This is a genomic window from Arthrobacter sp. 05T47 (genome assembly GCF_056395825.1).
Window position 1 is genome coordinate 66208 of record NZ_JBFTKG010000006.1, and the last position, 21286, is coordinate 87493.

Below are 21286 nucleotides of genomic sequence, written 5' to 3' on the forward strand. Positions count from 1 at the left end.
CGAGCAAAAGGTTCAAAAGATGAATGAAGGCTAACAACCCTCACAAGGCACGCAAGCGTGGCTGTACCACGGCAGTCCTTTCTAGGGTGAGTGCACTGATCATGACTCATGTCACACGGAGCGAAGAGTTGCGAGGCATGGCTAAAGGATCCACCGGACAATGGCGTCGCCGCAAATGAAGCGGCTGGCGTCGATTCAACAGAGAGGCTTTACGCCATGGGTGTAAACCATCGAATTCGCCCACCTGGGGATGCTGGCGACGATGCCGGCATTGAGATCACCGGGCTGGCCAAGCGCTACCTCACGCCGAAGGGTGAAACGTTTACCGCGATCCGGGACGTAGCGCTTTCCGTGGAACCCGGGCAGTTTTGCTCGATCGTCGGCCCCACGGGCTGCGGCAAGTCGACTACTTTGGCCCAGGTTTCCGGGCTGGAGCGTCCCAGCGAGGGCTCTGTGAGCGTCGGCGGAAACACCGTCGAGGGTGTCACAGACGGCGTCAGCTACATGTTCCAGGCGGATGCGCTCTTTCCCTGGAAGAGCGTGCTCAGCAACGTGATGATGGGGCCGATCCTGCTGGGAACCCCGAAGCGCGAGGCCACCTTGCTCGCCAGGGACTGGCTGCGCCGTGTGGGGCTGGCCGGTTTCGAGGACCGCTACCCGCATCAGCTCTCGGGCGGCATGCGCAAGCGCGTGGCCATGGCCGCAGCGCTCATCAATAACCCGAGGATCCTGCTCATGGACGAGCCGTTCGGTGCCCTCGACGTGCAGACCAAGGCCATTATGCAGAACGAGCTGCTGAAGCTCTGGGAGGAGCTCCGGCCCTCGGTCCTGTTCATCACCCACGACCTCGACGAGGCCGTGGCGCTCTCCGACCGCGTGGTCATCATGACCAGCAGCCCCGGCACGGTCAAGGACGTCTTCGACATCGATCTGCCCCGGCCGCGCGGCAATGTCCAGGAAATCCGCCACGAGGAACGCTTCCTTGAGCTTCAGGGCCAGATCTGGGAATCGCTCAAGGACGAGGTCACCCGTGCCTACGCCCGATCGGCAGGTGCAGCAGCATGACCACTCTTGTGCAAGGGGAAAAGGTGAACACGCAGGAGCAGCAGCAGGCAGCGGCCGTGCAGTCCGGAAAAGCGTCGCACCGGCGCCACATGACTGCCATCTGGGTGGGCCGCGCCGCCCTCGCCGTGGCGGTGGTGGGCGGGTGGCAGTGGTTTACCGAGGAAGGCTGGGTGGACAAGTTCTTCTTCGGCCAGCCCAGCGAGATCTGGAATAGCCTGGTGATGCTCTTCACCGAGGGAACAGCGTTCGGGACAATCTGGGAGAACCTCGGGGTCACCATGGAAGAAGCCGTCCTCGGTTTCCTGCTCGGCACGTTCGTCGGCGTGGTGCTCGGGATCCTGCTGGGCTCGAACAAGTACCTCTCGGCCGTCGTCGGCCCGTACATCAGGATCGTCAACTCGATTCCCCGCATCGTCCTCGGCTCGATCTTCATCGTGGCCTTCGGCCTCGGAGTGTTCCCCAAGGTCCTGCTCGCCGCGGTGCTGGTGTTCTTCGTAGTCTTCTTCAACGCCTTCCAGGGCGTGCGTGAGGTGGACCAGAACCTGGTCGCAAATGTCCGCGTACTCGGGGCATCCCCGGTCCAAGTCGCGATTCACGTGACCATCCCCTCGGCGATGACGTGGATCATCGCAAGCCTTCACACGGCCTTCGGGTTCGCGATTATCGGCGCCCTGGTCGCGGAGGTGCTCGGTGCCCAGCAGGGCATCGGCCTAATCATCAGCCAGGCCCAGGGCACCTTCGATCCCAACACGGTATTCGCGTGCATGGTGATCATTGCCGTGATCACGCTCGCGGCCGAATACCTGATCAGCCTGCTGGAACACTCACTCCTCAAGTGGCGCCCGCCAAACCGTTCCGAAGCCCAGGCGATCTGACAAATTTTCTACCCGTCCATAACGCAATATCCATGAAGAGAACAAGGAAAAGTGCCCCAATGATGAAGCACAAGATCTACGCCACCGCTGCCCTGGGCATGGTTGCGCTCAGCCTCGCCGCCTGCGGCGGCAGCACCACGGCCAGTTCCACCGCCTCGACCGGTTCCGGCGGCACGGCGTCTGCGGACACCTCGACGATGCCGACGGTCAAGCTCATGGTCGGCGGCATCGACAAGCAGATCTACCTCCCGTACCAGCTCGCGGAAAGCCTCGGCAACTACAAGAAGTACGGGGTGAATGTCGAGCTCTCCACGGAGCAGCATGGCGGCGTCGGGGCGGAGGAAGCCATGGCGTCCGGACAGGTGGACATGGCAGGGGCGTGGTACATCCACACCGTCGACTTCCAGTCCAAGGGCAAGAATGTCATCGACCTCGTGCAGCTCTCCAGCGCCCCGGGTGAGCGCATCATGTGCAGCCCCAAAGCCAACGTCCACTCCGCGGCGGACCTCAGGGGCAAGACCGTCGGCGTGACCGACCTCGGCTCCGGAACGGACGAGCTCACCCAGTTCATCGCCGCCAAGGCCGGAGTCACGAAGAACGACTATCACACCATCGCCGTGGGCGCTGGTACCACTGCCATCGCCGCGATCCAGCGCGGGTCCGCGGACTGCGTCATGACAACTCAGCCCACCGTCGGCGCGCTCGAGAGCAAGAACCTGGCGGTCTCCGCGATCGACCTCGCAACCTCGGACGGCACCAAGGCCGCGCTCGGCGGCTCCTGGCCGGCGGCCAGCGTCCTTGCCCAGTCCGACTGGGTCAAGTCGCACGAGGATGCGGCCCAGAAGGTTGTGAACGCCCTCGTTGACACCATGCACTGGATCAGCACCCACTCGGCGGCGGATATCGCGGACAAGCTGCCCTCATCCTTCGTCCAGAACAGCACCATCTCCAAGGACCAGTACGTCAAGGCGCTGGACACCGACAAGGGCCAGTTCCTGCCTGACGGCCTCATGCCCGCCGGCGGCCCCAAGACGATCTTCGCGATGGAGCAGCAGAACGGCGTGGACACGTCCAAGGTCACCTTCGACGGCACGTTCACCAGCAAGTACGCGGTGGCCGCGCTCAAGCTCGAGGGCTACGCGCCGACGACGACGCCGGCCGGCTCAGACGGATAACGCCTGCTGACGTTTTTCCACTACGGAACAACGGTAATGAACGACGACGGGTCCCCACCTATAAGCGCGATTGTGGGAACCCGTCGTCGTGCTTAACGCCCGTCCCCGGCGGGTCTCAGACCCTACGGTTCCACCGGACGCCCCCTCAACTCCTTTGCGGCCAATCGCGCCACGTCCAGGGGAACGGAAGCCCGGCCTTGGAGTAGGTGCCCGGGCGCTGGCGGGGCTAGAGCCCCGGGCGCAGCCCGATCATTTCGAAGACGGGCGCCATCTGGCGCGCCGTCGGCAGTGAGGCGATCTCGATCCCGTCGAGTTCGCGATAAAAGGCCTCGCGGGCCCTGGCAAGCGCGGCCCTGAGGCGGCATTCGGTGATGAGCGGGCAGGTCCGGCCGGACGCGATGCAGTCGGCGGGATCCTGGCGGGAATCGAGCTGCCTGAGCAGCTGGCCCACCGTGGCGGTCCGGCCGGCGCTACTGAGCCGGGAGCCGCCGTTGCGGCCGCGTTCGACGTCGATCATGCCCAGGATGCGCAGTTTCGCCATCGCCTTGCTGACATGGTTGTACGGCGTGCCCACGGCGTCGGCGATGCTTTGGGTGGTCACGAGCGCGCCGTCCGGCGCGGCCGCGAGCACCAGCAGGGCCCGCAGGCTCACATCGGCGAACGCATTGATCTTCATATCCCTGCCTCAGGCCGGTCTAGTCCACCCAGACGGCGGGCTCGTTGGTGTCGGCGGCCAGCTGGCCGAATTCGAGTTCGTGCGTCGCGGCGTTCGCGGCGTACGGCAGGACGGCCGCGAACAGGGAGCCGTCCTGGTGCTCGGCCGCCACGTGAATGGCGTCCGAGTCCTCCTCGAGGAGCGTGATGTCACAGACCACGGCGGCGGCCCGGAACTCATCCTTGTGCTGCCGGAGCAGCTCGTGGAGGTCCCGGATCATGGCGTCCGCGTCAAAGTCGGCGTCGGATCCGTCGTTCGCGTCCGCCGGTGTCACGGCAACCAGCCGGACTTCGCCGTCGTTCTGCACCACCAGGGCGAACGGCAGGAAGCCGCCGTTGCGCTCCAGCTGCTCCTGCGCGGCGCCGACCCCGGTGCCGAGCAGGTTCTCCAGGTCCGTGGCGCTGGCTTCCGGCACGGAATCGCGCCAGGAACCGGTGTTGTCGTGGGAGGATTCCTCGGGATGTGCGGCCACGCCTAGCCCCGGACCAGTGCCAGGACGCGGTCGCGGACGCGCTCCATGGTGGCGGTGTCCGTGGCTTCGACGTTGAGGCGCAGGAACGGTTCGGTGTTGGACGGACGCAGGTTAAACCAGTAGCTGCCGTCGGTGGCGATGAAAGTGCTGCCGTCCAGGTAGTCCACCTCGACGTCGTCGTTGTGGAAGTCCTTGCGGACCCGTTCGACGGCGGCGGCCTTGTCCTCGATTTCCGAGTTGATCTCCCCGGATGACCGGTACGGTTCGTATTCGCGGCCGAGCTCGGAGAGCGGGCCGTCCTGCTCGCCCAGCGCGGCAAGGACGTGCATGGCTGCCAGCATGCCGGTGTCCGCATTCCAGAAGTCGCGGAAGTAGAAGTGGGCCGAATGCTCCCCGCCGAAAATGGCGCCTTCCGCGGCCATGACGGCCTTGATGAAGGAGTGCCCTACGCGGGTGCGGACGGGCCGGCCGCCGTGGCGTTCCACGAGTTCCGGAACCGCTCGGGAGGTCAGCAGGTTGTGGATGACGGTGGGCGTGGCCTCGCCGAGGCCCTGGGCGCGGGCGATTTCGCGGCGGGCCACCATGCCGGTGATGGCCGACGGCGAGACGGGCTCGCCCTTTTCGTCGATCACGAAGCAGCGGTCGGCGTCGCCGTCGAACGCCAGGCCGATGTCCGCGCCGTGTTCGACGACGGCGGCCTGCAGATCGCGCAGGTTTTCCGGCTCCAGCGGGTTGGCSGGGTGGTTCGGGAAGGAKCCGTCGAGCTCGAAGTASAGCGGCACGATCTCSAGCGGCAGCTTGGGGAGCAGGGCATCGCCAAGCACGGCCGGGGTGGTGAGGCCGGCCATGCCGTTGCCGGCATCCACCACGACCTTCAGCGGCCGTGAGCCGCGCAGGTCCACCAGGGTGCGCAGGTACTCCGAGTAGCCCTTGAGGACGTCGTGCACGCCGATCAGGCCGGTGCTGCCGGCCGCGGGGATGGTGCCGGTGTTGAGGTATTCCTCGGCGCGGGCCTGGATTTCCTTGAGGCCGGTTTCGGAGGAAATCGGCACGGCGCCGGCCTTGGCCATCTTGATGCCGTTGTATTCGGCCGGGTTGTGGCTGGCGGTGAAAGTGGCGCCGGCGGCGTTCAGCGCGCCGCACGCGTAGTACAGCTCGTCGGTGGAGATCAGGTCCAGCAGCTGGACGTTGGCKCCGCGGGTGGCAGCGCCGTTGGCGAAGGCTTTGGCGAACTCGGGGGAGGAGGGGCGCATGTCCCCGCCCACCAGCACGGTCTGCCCCTCGAGCTCCAGGACGTCGACGAAGGCAGCGCCGACGGCCTCGACGATCTCGGCGGTGATGGATTGCCCCACGATTCCGCGCACGTCGTAGGCCTTGAACGAGGCCGAGAGGTCAAAAGTCTTTGTCTGGTCCGTAGTCACGCGTCTTATCTTACGTTGCGGCTCCACGGCCCTGTGGAGGAGCGGTGAGGACGCCGGTCCGAGAAGGTTGCCCGTCGGGTTATCCACTTGGCCGGCGCCCGGGCTTCGTGGCTGTCGGAGGGGGCTGGGATACTGAAGCAATGGCCAATAACCAGAACGCTGCACTCCTTTCCGCCTCCGACGCTGCCCTTGCCGCCGATTCCGCCGGCGTATCCGGGACCCGGGAACAGGCCCAGGGCGTGCTGCGGGAACTCGTGGGCCACCCCGAGGCGGAGTTCCATGACGGCCAGTTCGAGGCCATCGAGGCMCTGGTCGACGGCGGCAGGCGGGCCCTGGTGGTGCAGCGCACCGGCTGGGGGAAGTCGGCCGTGTACTTCGTCGCCTCCTTGCTGCTGCGGCGCCGCGGCGCCGGCCCCACCCTGATCGTGTCCCCGCTCCTGGCGCTCATGCGCGACCAGGTGGCGGCCGCGGCCCGGGCGGGCGTGCGGGCGGTCGCCATCAACTCTGCGAACCAGCTGGAGTGGGACACGGTCCGCGAACAGCTCGCCGCCGATGAAGTGGACGTGCTGCTGGTCTCCCCGGAACGCCTCACCAACCCGTCCTTCCGGGAAAACCAGCTCCCCGAGCTCGTGCGCCGGACAGGGCTGCTGGTGATTGACGAGGCCCACTGCATCTCGGACTGGGGCCACGACTTCCGCCCCGACTACCGGCGCATCGCGGACCTCATCACGCAGCTGCCGGACACCGTCCCGGTGCTCGCCACCACCGCCACGGCCAACTCCCGGGTGGTCCACGACATCGAGGAGCAGCTCGGCAAGGACGTGCTGACCATCCGCGGCGCACTGGGCCGGGACTCGCTCCGGCTCGGTGTCCTGACGCTGCCCGATTCCCGCGAACGGCTGGGCTGGCTGCTGACCCACCTGCAGGACCTGCAAGGCAGCGGCATCATCTACACACTCACGGTCTCCGCGGCCGAGGACACCGCCCGGCTCCTGGCAGAGGCGGGGCACGAGGTGCTCGCCTACACCGGCCGCACCGACCCCGCGGACCGGGAACGCGCCGAGCAGCTCCTGAAGGACAACCARGTCAAGGCGCTCGTGGCCACATCGGCCCTCGGCATGGGCTTCGACAAGCCGGACCTCGGCTTTGTGGTGCACCTGGGTGCGCCGTCCTCGCCGGTTGCGTACTACCAGCAGGTGGGCCGTGCAGGGCGTGGCGCGGCAAACGCCGACGTCCTGCTCCTGCCCGGGTCCGAGGACCGCGACATCTGGCAATACTTTGCCACCGCGTCCATGCCGTCTGAGGAAAAGGCCGCCGGCGTCCTGACGGCCCTTGCCGAGGCCGGAACGGCGGTGTCCACCGTGGCGCTCGAGGCCCGGGTGGATCTGCGCCGCACGCCCCTGGAACTGCTGTTGAAGGTCCTGGCCGTGGACGGCGCCGTAGAACGCGTCGGCGGCGGCTGGCGCTCCACGGGACAACCGTGGAACTACGACGCCGAGCGGTACAGCCGGATCGCCGAGGCCCGGGTGGACGAACAGGACTCGATGGTCATCTATCAGGACACCGCGGGCTGCCGGATGGAATACATCACCTCGGTKCTGGACGACGAAACAGCCCACGCCTGCGGCCGCTGCGACAACTGCGCGGGCCGCTGGTTCCGGGCCGATATCGCCGAGGCCGCCACGGAAACTGCCGGGCAGACCCTCCGCCGGTCCGGCGTGGTCCTGGAACCGCGGCTGCAGTGGCCCAGCGGCATGGACCGCCTGGGCGTGCCCGTGAAGGGAAAGATCAAGCCGGACGAGGCCCTCGCGGACGGCCGGGTGCTGGCCCGCCTGACGGACCTCGGCTGGGGCGGCGCCCTCCGCGAGGCCTTCGCCGCCGGCGCACCGGACGGGGCCGTGGACCCCGGGATGCTGCAGGCCTGCGTCCAGGTGCTCCGGGAATGGGGGACCGGAGACGCCCGGACGCCGGGATGGAGCGGGGCCGGCCGGCCGGCCGCGATCATCAGCCTGCCCTCGCGCGGGAAGCCGCTGCTGGTGGACTCCCTGGCCCGCGGGATCTCCGAGATCGGCCGCATCCCGTACCTGGGCCAGCTGCAGCTCAACCACGGCGGACCCACCGGCGGACGCGGCGGGAACAGCGCCTACCGGCTCGCCGGAGTCTGGGACCGGCTTGTGGTGGGACCCGAGCTCGAGGACGCGCTCGCGGGAATCCGTGGCCAGAGCGTCATGCTGGTGGATGACCTGGTGGACAGCCGCTGGACCCTGACCGTCTCCGGGCGGGCCCTCAGGCTCGCCGGCGCCGGCGCCGTTCTGCCGCTGGTGCTCGGCCAGGCCGGCTGACCTCCGCGCCCGCGTGGCGGGGGAGGGTCAGGCTGTCCAGGGTGCTCAGGAGCATCAGGACCGCAATCGCGACGAACGCGGCCCGGTACGGCGCCGCCGGGTCACCCGCGGCGAGACCGGCGGCAACACCGGTGGTTCCTGTGGCGTGGCTGCCGGCCTCGAAGACGCGCAGCAGGAGGGCCCCGACGGCGATCCCTGCCGCGGTGGCGAGCTGCACGAGCGTGGCCGAGACGGCGTTGGCGGACGGCAACTGGGCCGGGACGACGTCGGCGTACTGGACCGAAGCGTAGGCTGAGAACCCGATCGAGCGGAACGCCCCGCTGGCCACCAGCACGGCGACAATCAGCGGCTCCGGCGTGCCGGCGTCGAGCAGCGCGCACAGCGCAAATGTGGCCGCCGACGCCAGCGACGCGAACACCAGAACCGGCTTGAACCCGAAACGCCGGATCAGGGGCGTCGTCGCGGGCTTGATCCCAATGTTCCCCACGAATACGGCGGACACCATCGCTCCGGCGCGCAGCGGGTCCCAGCCGAAACCGGCCTGGAACATCAGCGGCAGCAGGAACGGCACGGCGCTGATGGTCAGCCGGTACACAAAGCCTCCCGTCGCCGTCGCCCGGAACGTCCGCGCGCCGAGGACAGACAGATTGAACAGCGGCGTGCTGGTCCGCCGCATCCAGCCCACGGCCGCGGCCAGGAACAACAGGCCCACCACGATCCCGGCTGCCGCGAGCAGTCCCGCGTCCCGGCCGCCCGTCAATTCCAGACCGACCAGCACGGAACCGACCCCAAGCGTGGTCAGGGCCAGGCCCAGCCAGTCGAGGCGCCTGGTGCGGTCGCCGCCCACTGTGGGGACCAGGCGCAACGCGGCCAGGAACGCCGCCAGGCCAAGGGGGAGGTTGACCAGGAAGATCCAATGCCAGGACAGGTAGGTGGTGAGCGCACCACCCACGAGCGGAGCCAGGACCGGTGCCAGCAGCCCGGGCCACACCAGGAAAGCGGTGGCCCGCAGCAGGTCCTTCTTCGGGGTTCCGCGGAGCACCACCAGCGTGCCCACCGGCACCATCATCGCGCCGCCAGCACCCTGCAGGACACGGCTCAGGGTCAGCATGGTCAGATCCTGGCTGAGCGCGCACAGCAGTGATGCCGCCGTGAAGATGGCAATGGCGAGGCAGAAGACCCGCCGCGCGCCGAGCCGCTCCGCCAGCCAGCTGCTGAGCGGGATGCCCATCGCCACCGTCATCAGGTAGGCCGTCATGGTGATGTTCACGTCGGCGGCCGGCACCGAGAAATCGGCGGCGATGCTGGGGATAGCCGTGGTCAGGACGGTGCCGTCGAGGAATTCCATGAAGAACGTCGCGGCCACCAGCAGGGCCAACCGCGGGCTCCAGCTGTCCGCGGCGGTGACGGTGCTGCCGGAAGAGTCCTTCACGCGGGCGTCCTCGTCAGGTTCACGCACGGCGGAGCGGCGGTTCAGATTCCAGCACTGCCATGGCGGCGTTGTGCCCGCCGATGGCACTGACGGCACCGCCGCGCCGGGCGCCGGAGCCGCAGAGCAGGATCTGCGGGTCATCCGTCGCCACGCCCCAGCGGCGCGCCGGGGTGTCCAGCGGTTCGCCATCCTCCACGAACGGCCAGTCGAGGCCGCCGTGGAAGATGTTGCCGCGGGGCATGCCGACGGCGCGTTCAATGTCCAGGGTGGTTTTGGTTTCGATGCAGGGCCGCCCGTCCGGACCCGTCAGGAGCAGATCCTCGATGGGCTCGGCCAGGACGGAGTTCAGGGATGCCAGGACGGCTGCCTGCAGTTCGGCGCGCCGGTCCTCGTTGTTCTCCGCCGTGACCAGCCGGTCCGGGACGTGCAGGCCAAATACGGTCAGCGTCTGCGCGCCGGCGGCCTGCAGTTCCGGGGACAGGATGCTGGGGTCGGTCAGCGAATGGCAGTAGATTTCGCACGGCAGCGGCGAGGGCAAGGCTCCGGCCGCGGCGGTGCGGTAGGCCGCGTCGAGTTGGGACCACGTCTCGTTGATGTGGAACGTCCCGCCGAAGGCGGCCTCCGGGCTGACGGATCCGTCCAGCAGCGCCGGGAGCCGCTTGAGCAGGAGGTTGACCTTCACCTGGGCGCCCTCGCGGCGATTGTTCGGATTTCCCGCGGCGTCGTTGGCTGCCGCGGGGGAACCGGCGCTGCCGGGTTGTCCGCCGGGCTGTCCTCCGGGCTGCGGGCTGCGCAGCCTGTCAAGGACGGCCGGCGCCACATTGGACAGGACCCACGGGGCGGTCGCCGTGTGGTCCTGTCCCTCATGGCGGTAGCCCACCACGCCGCCGGGCATGACGGCCGTGACGTCCGCCGAGGTCAGGATGGTCGCGCCGGCCTCGAGTGCGGCCCGCTCAAGCTCGCCGGACACCGCTCCCATGCCGCCAACGGGCACGTCCCAGTCGCCTGTCCCGCCGCCGATCAGGTGGTACAGGAAGCAGATGTTCTGCTGCAGGTCCTTGTCGTCAGCCCGGGCGAAGGTGCCGATCAGCGCATCCGTCAGGACCACGCCGCGGACCAGGTCGCTGCCCAGTTCCCTGCTGATGGCCTGCCCGATGGGGTGTTCGATCATGGCCTCCCACGCCTCGGCAGCCCCGGCCCGGGCGGCCAGGGACCGCGCTTCGGAGCGCGGCAGCAGCGGCGAGGTCATGGTCGGCCACAGGGCTTCGGTGAGCTTCCGGCAGGCGGCGTAGAACGCGGTGAAAGCGCGGAACTCGCCGTCGGGAGCGCCGACGGCGGCGAACGAGGCGGCGGTGGCAGCCTCGTCCCCGTTGTCCACCAGCAGGGCCCGGCTGCCGTCCGCGGGATCCGGTGTGTAGGAGGAGTAGCGCCGCCGCGCCAGCGTGATGCGCAGGTCCAGGTCCTCGATGATCTGGCGGGGCAGGAGGCTGACGAGGTAGGAGTAGCGCGAGAGGCGCGCGTCGACGCCGTCGAACGCGTGTGCGGACACCGCGGCCCCGCCGGGGTGCTCCAGCTTTTCCAGGACCAGGACGTTGCGCCCTGCCTTGGCCAGGTACGCGGCCGCGGCCAGGCCGTTGTGGCCGCCGCCGACGATGATGGCGTCAAATTYCTTGTTGCTCGACGTGGGGTTGCTCGACATGGGCCTATCCTGCCACCCGGGTCCGCCGCCGGGCGCGCGGCGTCCGGCCACCGGACGGGGCGGGCTTGCTGCCGACCGTGCCGTCGCGGCGTTGCTCGAGCCTCTCGGGTGCAGATCAGGGCGGATGAACGACGCCGATCCGCCCTGATCTGCCCGGGAGAAGGCTCGGCGCGTACGAGGCAGGCTCCGGACCCTATGCGCCCGGGAACGCAAAAGACCCCGGTCCGAGGACCGGGGCCAAACGCGGAGACGGGGGGATTTGAACCCCCGGTGGAGTTGTGCCCCACACTTCATTAGCAGTGAAGCCCATTCGGCCGCTCTGGCACGTCTCCAATTGCTAATAACTAGCCAACCAAGGATACGCAGAAGGTGCCACGCAGTGCAAAACGGCCCGCCCCAGGCAATGCGGAGTCACCCGCGGCCCATCCGGAGGACCTCCATGGACCGGAAGTGACCCCGCTTTGCCGGGCGCCGTCAGGAGTTCGGGATCAGTCCTCCCGGCCGGCCAGGGCACGCCACAGGAAGTGCTGGCTGCGGCTCTGCAGGGCCGCCGCCTGSCGGTTGTCCGAGGCKCCSGCGTGGCCGCCCTCSAGSGCCTCGTGGAACCAGACGTTGGGGATGCCCATGGCCTGCATGCGGGCYGCCATCTTSCGGGCCTGSACCGGRCCCACCCGGTCATCCGAGGTCGCCGTCCAGATGAAGGTCTCCGGGTAGTCCACGCCGTCCCTGAGCAGGTGGTAGGGCGAGAACGTCCTCAGGAACTCCCACTGCTCGGGGACATCGGGGTCGCCGTATTCGCCAATCCAGGAATAGCCCGCGGAGAGTTTGGTGTACCGGCGCATGTCCAGGAGCGGGACCCCGCAGGACACGGCGCCGAACAGTTCCGGGTACTGCGTGAGCATGTTGCCCACCAGCAGCCCGCCGTTGGAGCCGCCCACGCAGCCGAGCCGCTCCCGTGATGTGACACCGCGGGAGATCAGGTCCTTCGCCACGGCGGCGAAGTCCTCGTAGGCGCGGTGGCGCTTGCCCTGCAGCGCGGCCCGGTGCCAGGCCGGCCCGTACTCGCCGCCGCCGCGAATGTTCGCCACCACGTAGACGCCGCCGCGGCGGTGTGGGGTCTCACCCTCGGCTCCGCCGGACTCCGCCGTGCGACGCTCCAGCCACGCCCGGCCGATCGCGCCGCTGTACGCCGGGGTTCGCGAAATCTCGAAGCCGCCGTAGCCGGACAGCTGCGTCGGGTTCTGGCCGTCCAGCACCAGGTCCTTGGCGGCGACCTGGAAGTACGGAACCTTGGTGCCGTCGCTGGACACCGCGAAGTGCTGCTGGACTTCGTAGTCGGCCTCGTTGAAGAACGACGGCGCGGTCCGGATCACCTCGTGCGTGCTGGTTACGCCAGCCCCGGAGTCACCGGTGCGGGCGAGTGTCCCGCGGGTCAGGGTGGTGGGCGTCGTGAAGCCGGTGGCCACGAGCCAGAAGTCGTTCCCCGCGCCCGGCGCCTCGCCCTCGGCCACCGAGGCGGCGCCGCCGGTGCCGTCGTCGTCCGAGCCTTCGGCGTCGTCTTCGTCATCCACCGCGAAGGCATTGACGTCGTGCAGGGGCGGGCAAGCGTCCAGCACCGTGGCATCCCACGCGGTGTCCGTTCCCGGGCGCCGCGGATCCAGGACGTGGATTTCCGAGGACACGTCCCGGAGCAGGTTCAGCAGCAGGAAGTCCCGCGTCCAGCTCCAGGACTGCAGGGACGTGTGCGGATCCGGGGTGAAGAGCACGGCGAGGTCCCGGGAGCCGGCCAGGAAGTCCTCGAACCCGGCCGCGAGCAGGGAACCGGCCGGGTGCGTGGTGCCGTTGACGGTCCAGTCGCGCTGCGGGCGGAACAGCAGCCATTCGCGGTGTGAGCTCAGGTTCACGTCTGCGGGCACGTCAAGCTGCACCCATTCGCCGTCGCGCAGCACGGAGGTGTTCTTCTCGAAGAAACTGATCCAGTCGACGGCAAAGGTGCGCTCGAAGCCCGGAGTGGAGTCGTGCGCCACGATCGCCATCATGTGGTCCTCGGGAATGTCGAACAGCTGCTCGGCCTGCGCCAGGGACTCTCCGCGGCGCAGCTTCACCCCGGTCCGCGCGTACGACGAAGTGGTCCGCGGCAGGCCCTGCGCGGTAGTGGCGACCAGCAAGGTGTCCGCGTCCAGCCAGGAGGCGTTGCCCTTGCCGGTGGGCAGATCGAAGCCGCCGTCGGCCGGATCCACAAAGCTGCGCGCCTCGACGTCGAACTCCCGGTGGCGGTTGGCGTCACCGCCGTCGGGGGAGAAGGCCAGCAGGGCACGGCGGTGGGGTTCGCCCGGGGCCGGGCGGAGGAAGTTGGCGCCGTGGAAGACCCAGTCGTGGCCCTCGGCGGCGGCGAGGGCGTCGACATCGAGCAGCACATCCCACGCGGGGGTCCCGGCCCGGTAGCTGTCCCAGCTGGTGCGCCGCCACAGGCCCTTGGGGTTCTCGCGGTCCTTCCAAAAGTTGTAATACCACTCGCCGTGCTTGCCCACCATGGGGATCCGGTCGGTGGAGTCGAGGACCTCCCGGATTCGGCCTTCCAGGTCGGCGTACTCGGCGTCCTCGAGGAGCTCCTCGGTGCGGGCATTCTGYTCACGGACCCATGCCAGCTGTTCCTGGCCGTAGATGTCCTCCAGCCAGATGTTCTCGTCAACAGGTTCGGGGGAAATCCCTCCAGTCGGGAGGGCGCCGGTGGCGTGGCCGGACGCGGACGGGTGATCAGCTTCTGTGGTGGTCATTTTTCAATCCAAGAACATCGATGCGGCAGTAGCAAGTCACGCGGGCGTCAAACCGGCAGCCGGGATGCCGATACGCTGGATGCCGTGGGCATATCGCGAAGCATCCGGACGGCAGTGATAGGCGCCGGTCCCCGGGGCACGAGCGTGCTGGAACGGCTCCTCGCCAACTGGGCCTCCGCCGGCTCCGCGGGAACCCTGCACATCGACGTGATCGACCCGTACCCGGCGGGCCCGGGGCGCGTCTGGCAGCCCGGACAGTCGCGGCTGTACCTGATGAACACACAGTCCTTCTATCCCACCGTGGTCCCCGAGGACCCGGAGCTCGCTCCGCCCCTGGCCGGGCACACGTTCGACCAATGGCGCGAACTCCAGCAGAATCACCCGCAGCCATCACTCACTGAGGAGGAGCGCGACGAGGTGGCCAGGCTCGGAGAGGCGGACTTCCCCAGCCGGGCCCTGTACGGCCGTTACCTGCGGTCCACCCTCGAGGAACTGCTCACCGTCCTGCCGGCGGGCGTCACCGTGGACTTCCATCTGGCGACGGCGGCTTCCGTCCGCCACTCCGCCGCGGAGCCTGCTGACCCGGCGGCCGCCCCGGGGGTCCCGGGGGAAAGTTCGGTGCGGTTCGACGTCGTCCTCGAGGACGGCACGGTGCTTACCGTCGACTCCGTGGTGCTGGCCATGGGCCATCTCGACGCGCGGTTGAACGCCGAACAGCGGGAGCTGCGCACCGCCGCGGAGGAACTCGGGCTCCTGTACGTGCCGCCCGCGGCGCCCGCCGACGTCGACTGGTCCGTGGTGCCGGCCGGAAAGCCTGTCCTGGTGCGCGGCATGGGCCTGAACTTCTTCGACGTGATGGGACAACTGACGGAGGGGCGCGGCGGCCGGTTCCTTGCCAGCGAAAGCAGCGGTGAACTGACGTATGAGCCGTCCGGCCGCGAACCACTGATCATCGCTGCCTCACGCCGCGGAACGCCCTACCGGGCGAAGGCGACCCTCACCGGCTACTATCCCGGCGCGGTCCAGCTGCGGTACTGCACCGAGCAGGCGATCGCGAAGTTCGCCGACTCCGGAATCCGGCCGTCATTCGACCACGACCTCTGGCCGCTCCTGCACCGGGACGCGATCTGGGCCTACTACTCCACGCTCGCTTACTCGCAGCCCGATGCCATCCTGACCGGCCCGTCCGAGTTCCTGCGCGCCCTGGAAGAGTCCCTTCGGCCGCACGCGCATTCAACCGGAAAGTGGGAAACCGCCGCGGATTCGGTGATCGCCGTCCATGTCCGGGACACCAGCCGCCTGGACCTGCCCGGCCTCGCGGCGCCCCTGGCCGGGCGTTCGTTTGGCTCCCGTGCTGAACTGGACGCCGCCGTCGTGGACTACCTGCTCGACGACGCGCGGCGCTCTGCACTCGGCGAGGACGACCCCGTGAAGATGGCGATCGGCGCCCTGCACCACGGCCGGGCCGTGCTCAAGACCGCTGTAGCCGACAGCGGCATCACGGACGAATCCTGGGTCGCGGGCCTCCGGGGCTGGTTCGAATCCTTCGTGGAGGGCCTGGCGAGCGGCCCGCCGGCGCTGCGTGCTGCCCAGCTCGCGGCGCTGGCTCGGGCGGGGGTCGTGCGTTTCGTGGGTCCGGACCCCAAGTTTGGCGTAGATCGCCGGGCCCGGAAGTTCACCGCTGCATCGCCCTGGGTGGGCGGCGGAGCCGAGGAAAACGCCGGCGAAGAGTCGGAGGATGCCGGCACGTATGGTGCGGGACGTGACTCCGTTGGCGTGGGCGCTGCGGGTGTGGGTTCCGGGAGTCCTGCGGTAAGTGCGGTCGCCGCGGGCGCCGCCGGCATACTGAGCGCCGGCATCCTTAGCGCCGGTGCGCGGGGCGCCGGACCGGCGAGGGCACGGACGGAGAATGCCGTGCCGGGTGCCGTGTCCGCGGCAGCGATGATCGAGGCGCTGGCACCGGCCAACCGGGTGGCCGTCAACTCCGCGCCCCTGCTGGAACAGCTTCTCGCCGAAGGGCTGGTGCGGCCGCGCCTCATGATGACCGTGGAGGGAACCCCGGTGCAGACCTCCGGGCTGGACGTCATCGCCCATCCGTATCGTCCCCTGGGGGCCAACGGGTCCGTGACCCGGGGTCTGTATGTGCTCGGGCTCCAGCTCTCCGCCACGCAATGGGGCACAGCAATCGCCGCCGAGGCCCTGCCGAAGTCGGGCCCCGTCTACCGCAGCGGCCAGCGGACCCTGCGCGACGCTGACGAGATCGCCCGCGACATCCTGGCCAGCTAACCCGCCCCCGCTCCGCCCGCCTGCCAGTCTCTGAACAATGGGCATGTGCCGTGGCCCGCGCGTCCCGGAAGAATGGACATGCCCTCCCGTGGGGCCGGGCGGTGGACTGGTGGTGCTTATGTCCAGTGCTGCGGGCCAGGGGAGGGCATGTCCAGTGGTGGGGACTAGAGCGTCCGGGCTACGGCATCAGCCCTTGAGGCACTTCTGGTACTGGATCCACGCGATCGAGTACCTGATCCAACCGAAGACGTCGTACCACTTCTTCGGCGGGACCGGTGCGGTGCACTTCGGCGGGACGGGCGTGCTGGCCGCGACCTTCACCTCCGCCTTCACTACCGTGCCGGATTCGACGGCGGTGAGCACCAGCGTGCCAGTGCCGGCGGCGGCTCCGGCGGGAGCCAACACGCTCACCGTGGCGGCCCCGGCGGACACCGGAACCGTGCCGAGGGACGTGACCTTACCCGCGGCATCGGTGAACTCGGCGCGCAGGGTGGCGTTCGCCGGGCTGCCCAGCGAGGTCAGGTCCAGCTTCGAGACGGCCAGGTTCATGGATTCCCCGCCCTTGACCTGTGCCGCCGTCGTGTTCACAACGGCTACCGAGCGGCGGGCGAAGTCGGGCGAGACGGGGTTGTGGGTCTGCAGGTACTTGATCCACGCGTCGCGGTCCACGAGCCCGGAGTCCTTGGTGCCGGCGCCTTCCTTGAAGATGCGGAAGTTGTCACCACCGGTGGCCAGGAAGTTGAACGTCCCGATCCGGTAGGACTTTGCCGGGTCGATCAGTGCACCGTTGACCCGGATCGAGGTGATCCGGTCGCCGGCGGCGCGGGCGGCGTCGTAGGTGTAGTTCACGTTCTTGGACAGGCCCAGCTGCTGGTACGCACGGCTGGGAACCGTGCCGTCGGGGTTGGTCTGCCACTGCTGCTCCAGCAGGGTCTTGAACTGCGCACCCGTGAGGGACGTGGTCCACAGATTGTTCACGAACGGCAGCACTGCGTTGGCCTCGGCGTAGGTGATGGTGCCGTCCGGTGCGTAGTACAGCTCGTTGCGCAGACCGCCCGGATTGACGACGCCGATTTCGGCGGCGCCGAGCTCCGGCGCCTTCAGCGCATCCACCAGGGAGTCCGCCACCAGGTTACCGAGGGTGGACTCGCTGGACCGGTCGTCGCGCACGGACGGGGAGCCGGCGAACGCCGTCGTGATGTCCGCCGTGACCTTGCCGACCGGCTGGTTGCCGACCACGGCGGCGTCGGCCAGGGCCTTGTCCACGATGGTCTTGACGGCCGCGACCCGGGGGTACTGCGCCACAAGATCGGCCGCGGGCTGCGCGGCACTCGTGGTGCGCTGGACGTTGCCGGCCTTGTACCCGGTCACCGACATCGTCTTGGTGTCGATGGTCAGCTGGATCTGGCCGATGAACTCGCCGTAGTTTCCGGTCTGGACGATCGGGCGGGTCTTCCCGGTGGGCTGGCCTGCCGGATCCAGGACCGGGGCGTCCCAGGAGTACTGCTTGTGCGTGTGGCCGTTGAAGATCGCGGCAACATCAGGGGTGACCTTCTGGACCATCTTGGCGAAGGGGCCGCCGGCAGCGATCTCCTGCTCCAACGTGGCGCCGTCGGGCGCGCCGGATCCGGCGCCGTCGTGGTTCTCCACAATGATGACGTCGGCGAGCTTGTCCGCCTTTATCTTCGCCGCGACCCGGTTGATGGCGTCGACAGGGTCACCGAACTCAAGGTCCGCGATGCCCGAGGGCGTGACCAGGGAGGGCACTTCCTGCGTGACGGTGCCGATCACGGCCACCTTCACACCGTTCATGTCCAGGACCGTGTACTCGGGCAGGACCGGTGTGGTGGTGCCCTTCGTGTAGACGTTGGCGCCCAGGTACGGGAATTTGGCGTTAGTCCCGCCCGCGGTGACGCGGTCGCGCAGGTCAGCCCAGCCGCCGTCGAACTCGTGGTTGCCCACCGCGGACGTGCGCAGCTCCAAGGCGTTCAGCACGTCGATGGTCGGCTGATCCTTGGCCATGGCCGAGGCGAACAGTGAGGCGCCGATGTTGTCGCCGGCCGAAATAAACGCCGTGGCGCCCGGAGCCGCGGCCGCACGCAGCTTCTCGATGGTCCCCGCGAAGAACACGGTGTTGGAATCGATGCGGCCGTGGAAGTCGTTGATGCCCAGGAAATTCAGTTCCACGCTGGCCGGAGTAACGGGCAAGTTCAAGCCCACCACCACCGGATCATGGTCGCTCGCCCGGAACTGGTCCGCAGCGTAGTAGTCGGTGACATTGTTGTTGTAGCGGCTGTACTCCAGCGCCACGGATTCCACGGAGTTGATGTTCCAAATGTCCGCGCCGGTGACAGCGGCGTTGGCCGCCGGCGAGGCGAGGATGTGGTCCAGCGAGCCCACAAGGCCGCCGAAGAGGTAGGAATGCTTGGCGGATCCGTCGGCGTTTTTGGCCTTCTCATCCTGGTTGACGTACCCGGCGCCCGTGAGGACGTTGAGCGGGTCCTCCTTGGCGTAGGAGTTGAAGTCGCCGATCAGGAAGACCTTGTCCGTGCCCTTGGACTTCTGCAGTTCGTCCGAGAACGCCAGCAGTGACTTGGCCTGGGCGGTGCGGGCCAGGTTCGAGGCGCCCTGGCCCTTGTCGGTGTCATCCGGCGTGGCGGCGGAGCCCTTGGACTTGAAGTGGTTGGCGATCGCGATGAACTTCTTGTCATCGGAGGCGCCCACGGGCTTGAAGACCTGGGCCATCGGCTTGCGGGCGCTGGCGAAGGCGACCGTGTCGTTGTGGATGATGGATTCGCCGACTGGTTCGGCGGCGGCCTTTTTGTAGATGAACGCGGTGCGGATCATGTCCTCGTCGGCCAGCGGGGGCGCGTTGGCGGGCGTGCGGACGTAGTCCCAGATCCCGGGGGTGGCGATGTTCAGCGCATCCACCAGCTTGGCGAGGGCGTCGTCCCGGGTCTTGCCGAACTGGGCCGAGTTCTCGACCTCCATCAGTGTGACGACGTCGGCCCTGGACTTGGAGATGGCGGCGACGATCTTGTCCTGCTGCCGCTTGAGGTTTTCCGCGTTCGCGGCGCCGCGGACGTCGCAGCCGCCCTTGACGGTGATGGAGTTGCCGTCCCGGTCCGGGTAGAACGTGCAGCCCGGAATCTGGTCGCCGGTGGTTGGGAAGTAGTTGAGCACGTTGAAGGAGGCGAGTTTGAGGTTCCCGCCCACGGCGATGGGGGCGTCCGCGCGGGTGGCGCCGAAGCTTGCCGGCTGCACCGTGTCCGCGTTGGCGGCGGTCAGCTGGGTCAGGGGCTGGAACTTCCAGGCGTTGTTCGCGTAGCTGAGCACCACGTTCGTTTTGAACGTCACCGGGGAGCCGACCCGTACGGGGTCCGCCGTGGTCAGGTACGGGAGCACCTGGGCTTTGGTGGCGGAGTCCTTGAGGAAGTTCGTGGTGGCGCCGTCGTCGAGCTTGATGCCGCGGGCGGCGTTCGCCGCTGCCGTGGCGGTGTATTCGGCGGAACCGAACGGTGCGACGGCGGTGGGCTGCTCCAGCGCGGTGGTGCCGCCGGCCAGGCCGATCTCGCCGTACTGGTTCAGCGAGAAGTTGTCCGCCACGGTGACCGGGCCCTGCGGGGTGAGCAGCATGCCTTCGAGGGACTCACGGAAGGCCTCGTCGGCGGGGAGGGCGAAGCCGGTGGCCTTGACCTCGGGCGCGGCCTCGGTGAGCTTCTTCAGATCGGCGGCCGCAGCGACGTTCAGCTGGGTCATGCCGAAGAATTCGCTGACGGCGCCGGTGAGTTCGACGTAGTCGCCGATCCTGACGGAGCCGACCGTGGACGGCGAGTAGACGAACACAGCGTCCGACGCCGCGTGGTTGGCCGGGGTGAGGTCGCCGCCCGTGCCGGGAGTCTGGATGTAGTAGCCGGCGAAGCCGCCGGTGGGGAACGTCGCCGTGACCCTGCCGCGCGTGGTGACCGATGATCCGGCCAGCGGGCTTGCGGCGCCGGTGCCCTGGATTTCGGCGATGGTCTTGCTGGCCGGAGGCGTGCCGGGGTCCACCGGCGGGTCGACCGGCGGGTCGACGGGGCCGGGATCCGCGGCACCGTTGGCGGTCTTCGGCGTGATGGCCGCGTTGAGTGTGAGGTCGGCGGAGTTGTTGTTGGTGTCCGCACCCTTGGTGCGGTTCAGGCTCCTGACGTCGGTGTTGCCCGACGGCGCGGCGGCGGCCTGGGCCTCGAACGTGTTGGACGTGCCGTAGCCGAGCAGGTCCGCGACGTTGGCCTGTTCGATGACCGAGCCTGTCGGCAGCGGGTTGAGGGCGGTGGCCTGTTTGGCCAGCACGATTGTGCCGCCGGCACCGGCCGGGTTGAAGCCGGTGGCGGTGGCGTCCGCGGCGGGAAGGTCGGCGCCGGCCGTGCCGTTGCTGCCGCCCTTGAGCAGGTAGTAGCCCTTGGCGGGGATGCTGCCGGACAGGGCTGCAACGGAGCTCGGCGCCCCCGCACCCGAGGCCGAGCGGTACTGAAGCGACCAGCCCTCGAGTGAGACGGGTGCGTCAGAGCCGTTGTAGAGCTCGACGAACTTGTTTTTAAAGGCCGCGCCGGAGCTTCCGCCGCTGATGTAGGCCTCGTTGATGACCACCGGCGAGGTTCCGGTTGCGGCCGGCGAGGCGTCCGTGGCATTGGCCGGCACGGCCGCCAGCGGAGCCGCTATGAGCGCCGCCGACAGGGCTGTGCCCAGTGCTGTTATCCAGGGTGTTGGTTTCATCCGCTCTAACTCTCATTAGGGTGCCCCGGGTAAAGGGCAGGGTGCAGTGCGTCCGCGGGTTCAGCGGACAGTGGCCGGCCTGAACTCCTGGTCAAGTCGCGCCGGGCCCATCCAAACAGGGGTGAATGAACAACGTGTGGATTAAACGTGCATTCGGCGGGACGTCCCCCAGCGAGACGTGCCGCAGCCATCCCGGAGCGGCTCGAGAGCCCCGGGCAACGGTGACTGGTGATGCGGGTGAGCGGTGTCCGGGTGCCTCCACCGGACGCTCC

Annotated in this window: 12 protein-coding genes and 1 tRNA gene; 5 read left to right on the forward strand and 8 right to left on the reverse strand. The window is 68.5% G+C overall.

Features of this window, described 5'->3' with window-relative positions; genetic code table 11:
• The first annotated feature begins 216 nt into the window (after positions 1 to 216).
• The 3 genes from AC1DEY_RS07205 to AC1DEY_RS07215 are packed head-to-tail and all read left to right on the forward strand — an operon-like array spanning position 217 to position 3115.
• Positions 217 to 1065, forward strand: a complete 849-nt coding sequence (locus tag AC1DEY_RS07205) for an ABC transporter ATP-binding protein (RefSeq protein WP_476867354.1) — start codon at positions 217 to 219, stop codon at positions 1063 to 1065.
• Positions 1062 to 1940 (forward strand): ABC transporter permease, encoded by an 879-nt coding sequence (locus AC1DEY_RS07210; RefSeq protein WP_476867355.1) that lies wholly within the window; start codon positions 1062 to 1064, stop codon positions 1938 to 1940. The genes AC1DEY_RS07205 and AC1DEY_RS07210 overlap by 4 nt, the downstream gene beginning before the upstream one ends.
• Positions 1941 to 1999: 59 nt before the next feature.
• The gene (locus tag AC1DEY_RS07215) at positions 2000 to 3115 is read left to right on the forward strand and encodes an ABC transporter substrate-binding protein (RefSeq protein WP_476867356.1); all 1116 of its coding nucleotides are present in this window, start codon (positions 2000 to 2002) and stop codon (positions 3113 to 3115) included.
• Between the two features lie 226 nt (positions 3116 to 3341).
• Here the strand turns inward: AC1DEY_RS07215 and AC1DEY_RS07220 are convergent, their stop codons facing one another.
• Genes AC1DEY_RS07220 through AC1DEY_RS07230 form a run of 3 tightly spaced genes read right to left on the reverse strand, consistent with a single transcriptional unit; the run spans position 3342 to position 5723 of the window.
• Positions 3342 to 3791, reverse strand: coding sequence for an RrF2 family transcriptional regulator (locus AC1DEY_RS07220; RefSeq protein ID WP_476867357.1), 450 nt, complete (start codon positions 3789 to 3791; stop codon positions 3342 to 3344).
• A gap of 19 nt (positions 3792 to 3810) precedes the next feature.
• Positions 3811 to 4302, reverse strand: coding sequence for a hypothetical protein (locus AC1DEY_RS07225; RefSeq protein ID WP_476867358.1), 492 nt, complete (start codon positions 4300 to 4302; stop codon positions 3811 to 3813).
• Between the two features lie 2 nt (positions 4303 to 4304).
• A complete protein-coding gene (locus AC1DEY_RS07230) occupies positions 4305 to 5723 on the reverse strand; it encodes a phosphomannomutase/phosphoglucomutase (RefSeq protein ID WP_476867359.1) in 1419 nt (472 codons plus the stop codon).
• A gap of 140 nt (positions 5724 to 5863) precedes the next feature.
• Here AC1DEY_RS07230 and AC1DEY_RS07235 point away from each other — a divergent pair, with 140 nt between their 5' ends.
• Positions 5864 to 8065, forward strand: a complete 2202-nt coding sequence (locus tag AC1DEY_RS07235; RefSeq protein WP_476867360.1) for a RecQ family ATP-dependent DNA helicase — start codon at positions 5864 to 5866, stop codon at positions 8063 to 8065.
• Here AC1DEY_RS07235 and AC1DEY_RS07240 read toward each other — a convergent pair.
• From AC1DEY_RS07240 to AC1DEY_RS07255, 4 genes are all read right to left on the reverse strand, one after another.
• Complete coding sequence (locus AC1DEY_RS07240; RefSeq protein WP_476867361.1) at positions 8010 to 9497, reverse strand: MFS transporter; 1488 nt, start codon at positions 9495 to 9497, stop codon at positions 8010 to 8012. The genes AC1DEY_RS07235 and AC1DEY_RS07240 overlap by 56 nt on opposite strands.
• A gap of 19 nt (positions 9498 to 9516) precedes the next feature.
• Positions 9517 to 11196: a phytoene desaturase family protein gene (locus tag AC1DEY_RS07245; protein WP_476867362.1), complete on the reverse strand. Its 1680-nt coding sequence runs from the start codon at positions 11194 to 11196 to the stop codon at positions 9517 to 9519.
• 244 nt (positions 11197 to 11440) lie between these two features.
• A tRNA-Ser gene (locus AC1DEY_RS07250) sits at positions 11441 to 11528 on the reverse strand.
• A gap of 156 nt (positions 11529 to 11684) precedes the next feature.
• On the reverse strand, positions 11685 to 13973 hold the full coding sequence (locus AC1DEY_RS07255) for a prolyl oligopeptidase family serine peptidase (RefSeq protein WP_476867363.1): 2289 nt from the start codon (positions 13971 to 13973) through the stop codon (positions 11685 to 11687).
• 84 nt (positions 13974 to 14057) lie between these two features.
• Between AC1DEY_RS07255 and AC1DEY_RS07260 the strand changes: the two genes are divergently transcribed.
• Entirely contained in the window at positions 14058 to 16259 is a 2202-nt protein-coding gene (locus AC1DEY_RS07260) for an FAD/NAD(P)-binding protein (RefSeq protein WP_476867364.1), read from the forward strand.
• A gap of 186 nt (positions 16260 to 16445) precedes the next feature.
• Here the strand turns inward: AC1DEY_RS07260 and AC1DEY_RS07265 are convergent, their stop codons facing one another.
• The gene (locus tag AC1DEY_RS07265) at positions 16446 to 21014 is read right to left on the reverse strand and encodes an ExeM/NucH family extracellular endonuclease (protein WP_476867365.1); all 4569 of its coding nucleotides are present in this window, start codon (positions 21012 to 21014) and stop codon (positions 16446 to 16448) included.
• Positions 21015 to 21286: the final 272 nt, after the last annotated feature.

Excerpts from the sequence above, each read along its gene's own strand:
- AC1DEY_RS07215 (WP_476867356.1), top strand. The coding sequence starts at position 2,000 with ATGATGAAGCACAAGATCTACGCCACCGCTGCCCTGGGCATGGTTGCG.
- AC1DEY_RS07210 (WP_476867355.1), top strand. The coding sequence starts at position 1,062 with ATGACCACTCTTGTGCAAGGGGAAAAGGTGAACACGCAGGAGCAGCAG.
- AC1DEY_RS07220 (WP_476867357.1), bottom strand. The coding sequence starts at position 3,791 with ATGAAGATCAATGCGTTCGCCGATGTGAGCCTGCGGGCCCTGCTGGTG.
- AC1DEY_RS07265 (WP_476867365.1), bottom strand. The coding sequence starts at position 21,014 with ATGAAACCAACACCCTGGATAACAGCACTGGGCACAGCCCTGTCGGCG.
- AC1DEY_RS07205 (WP_476867354.1), top strand. The coding sequence starts at position 217 with ATGGGTGTAAACCATCGAATTCGCCCACCTGGGGATGCTGGCGACGAT.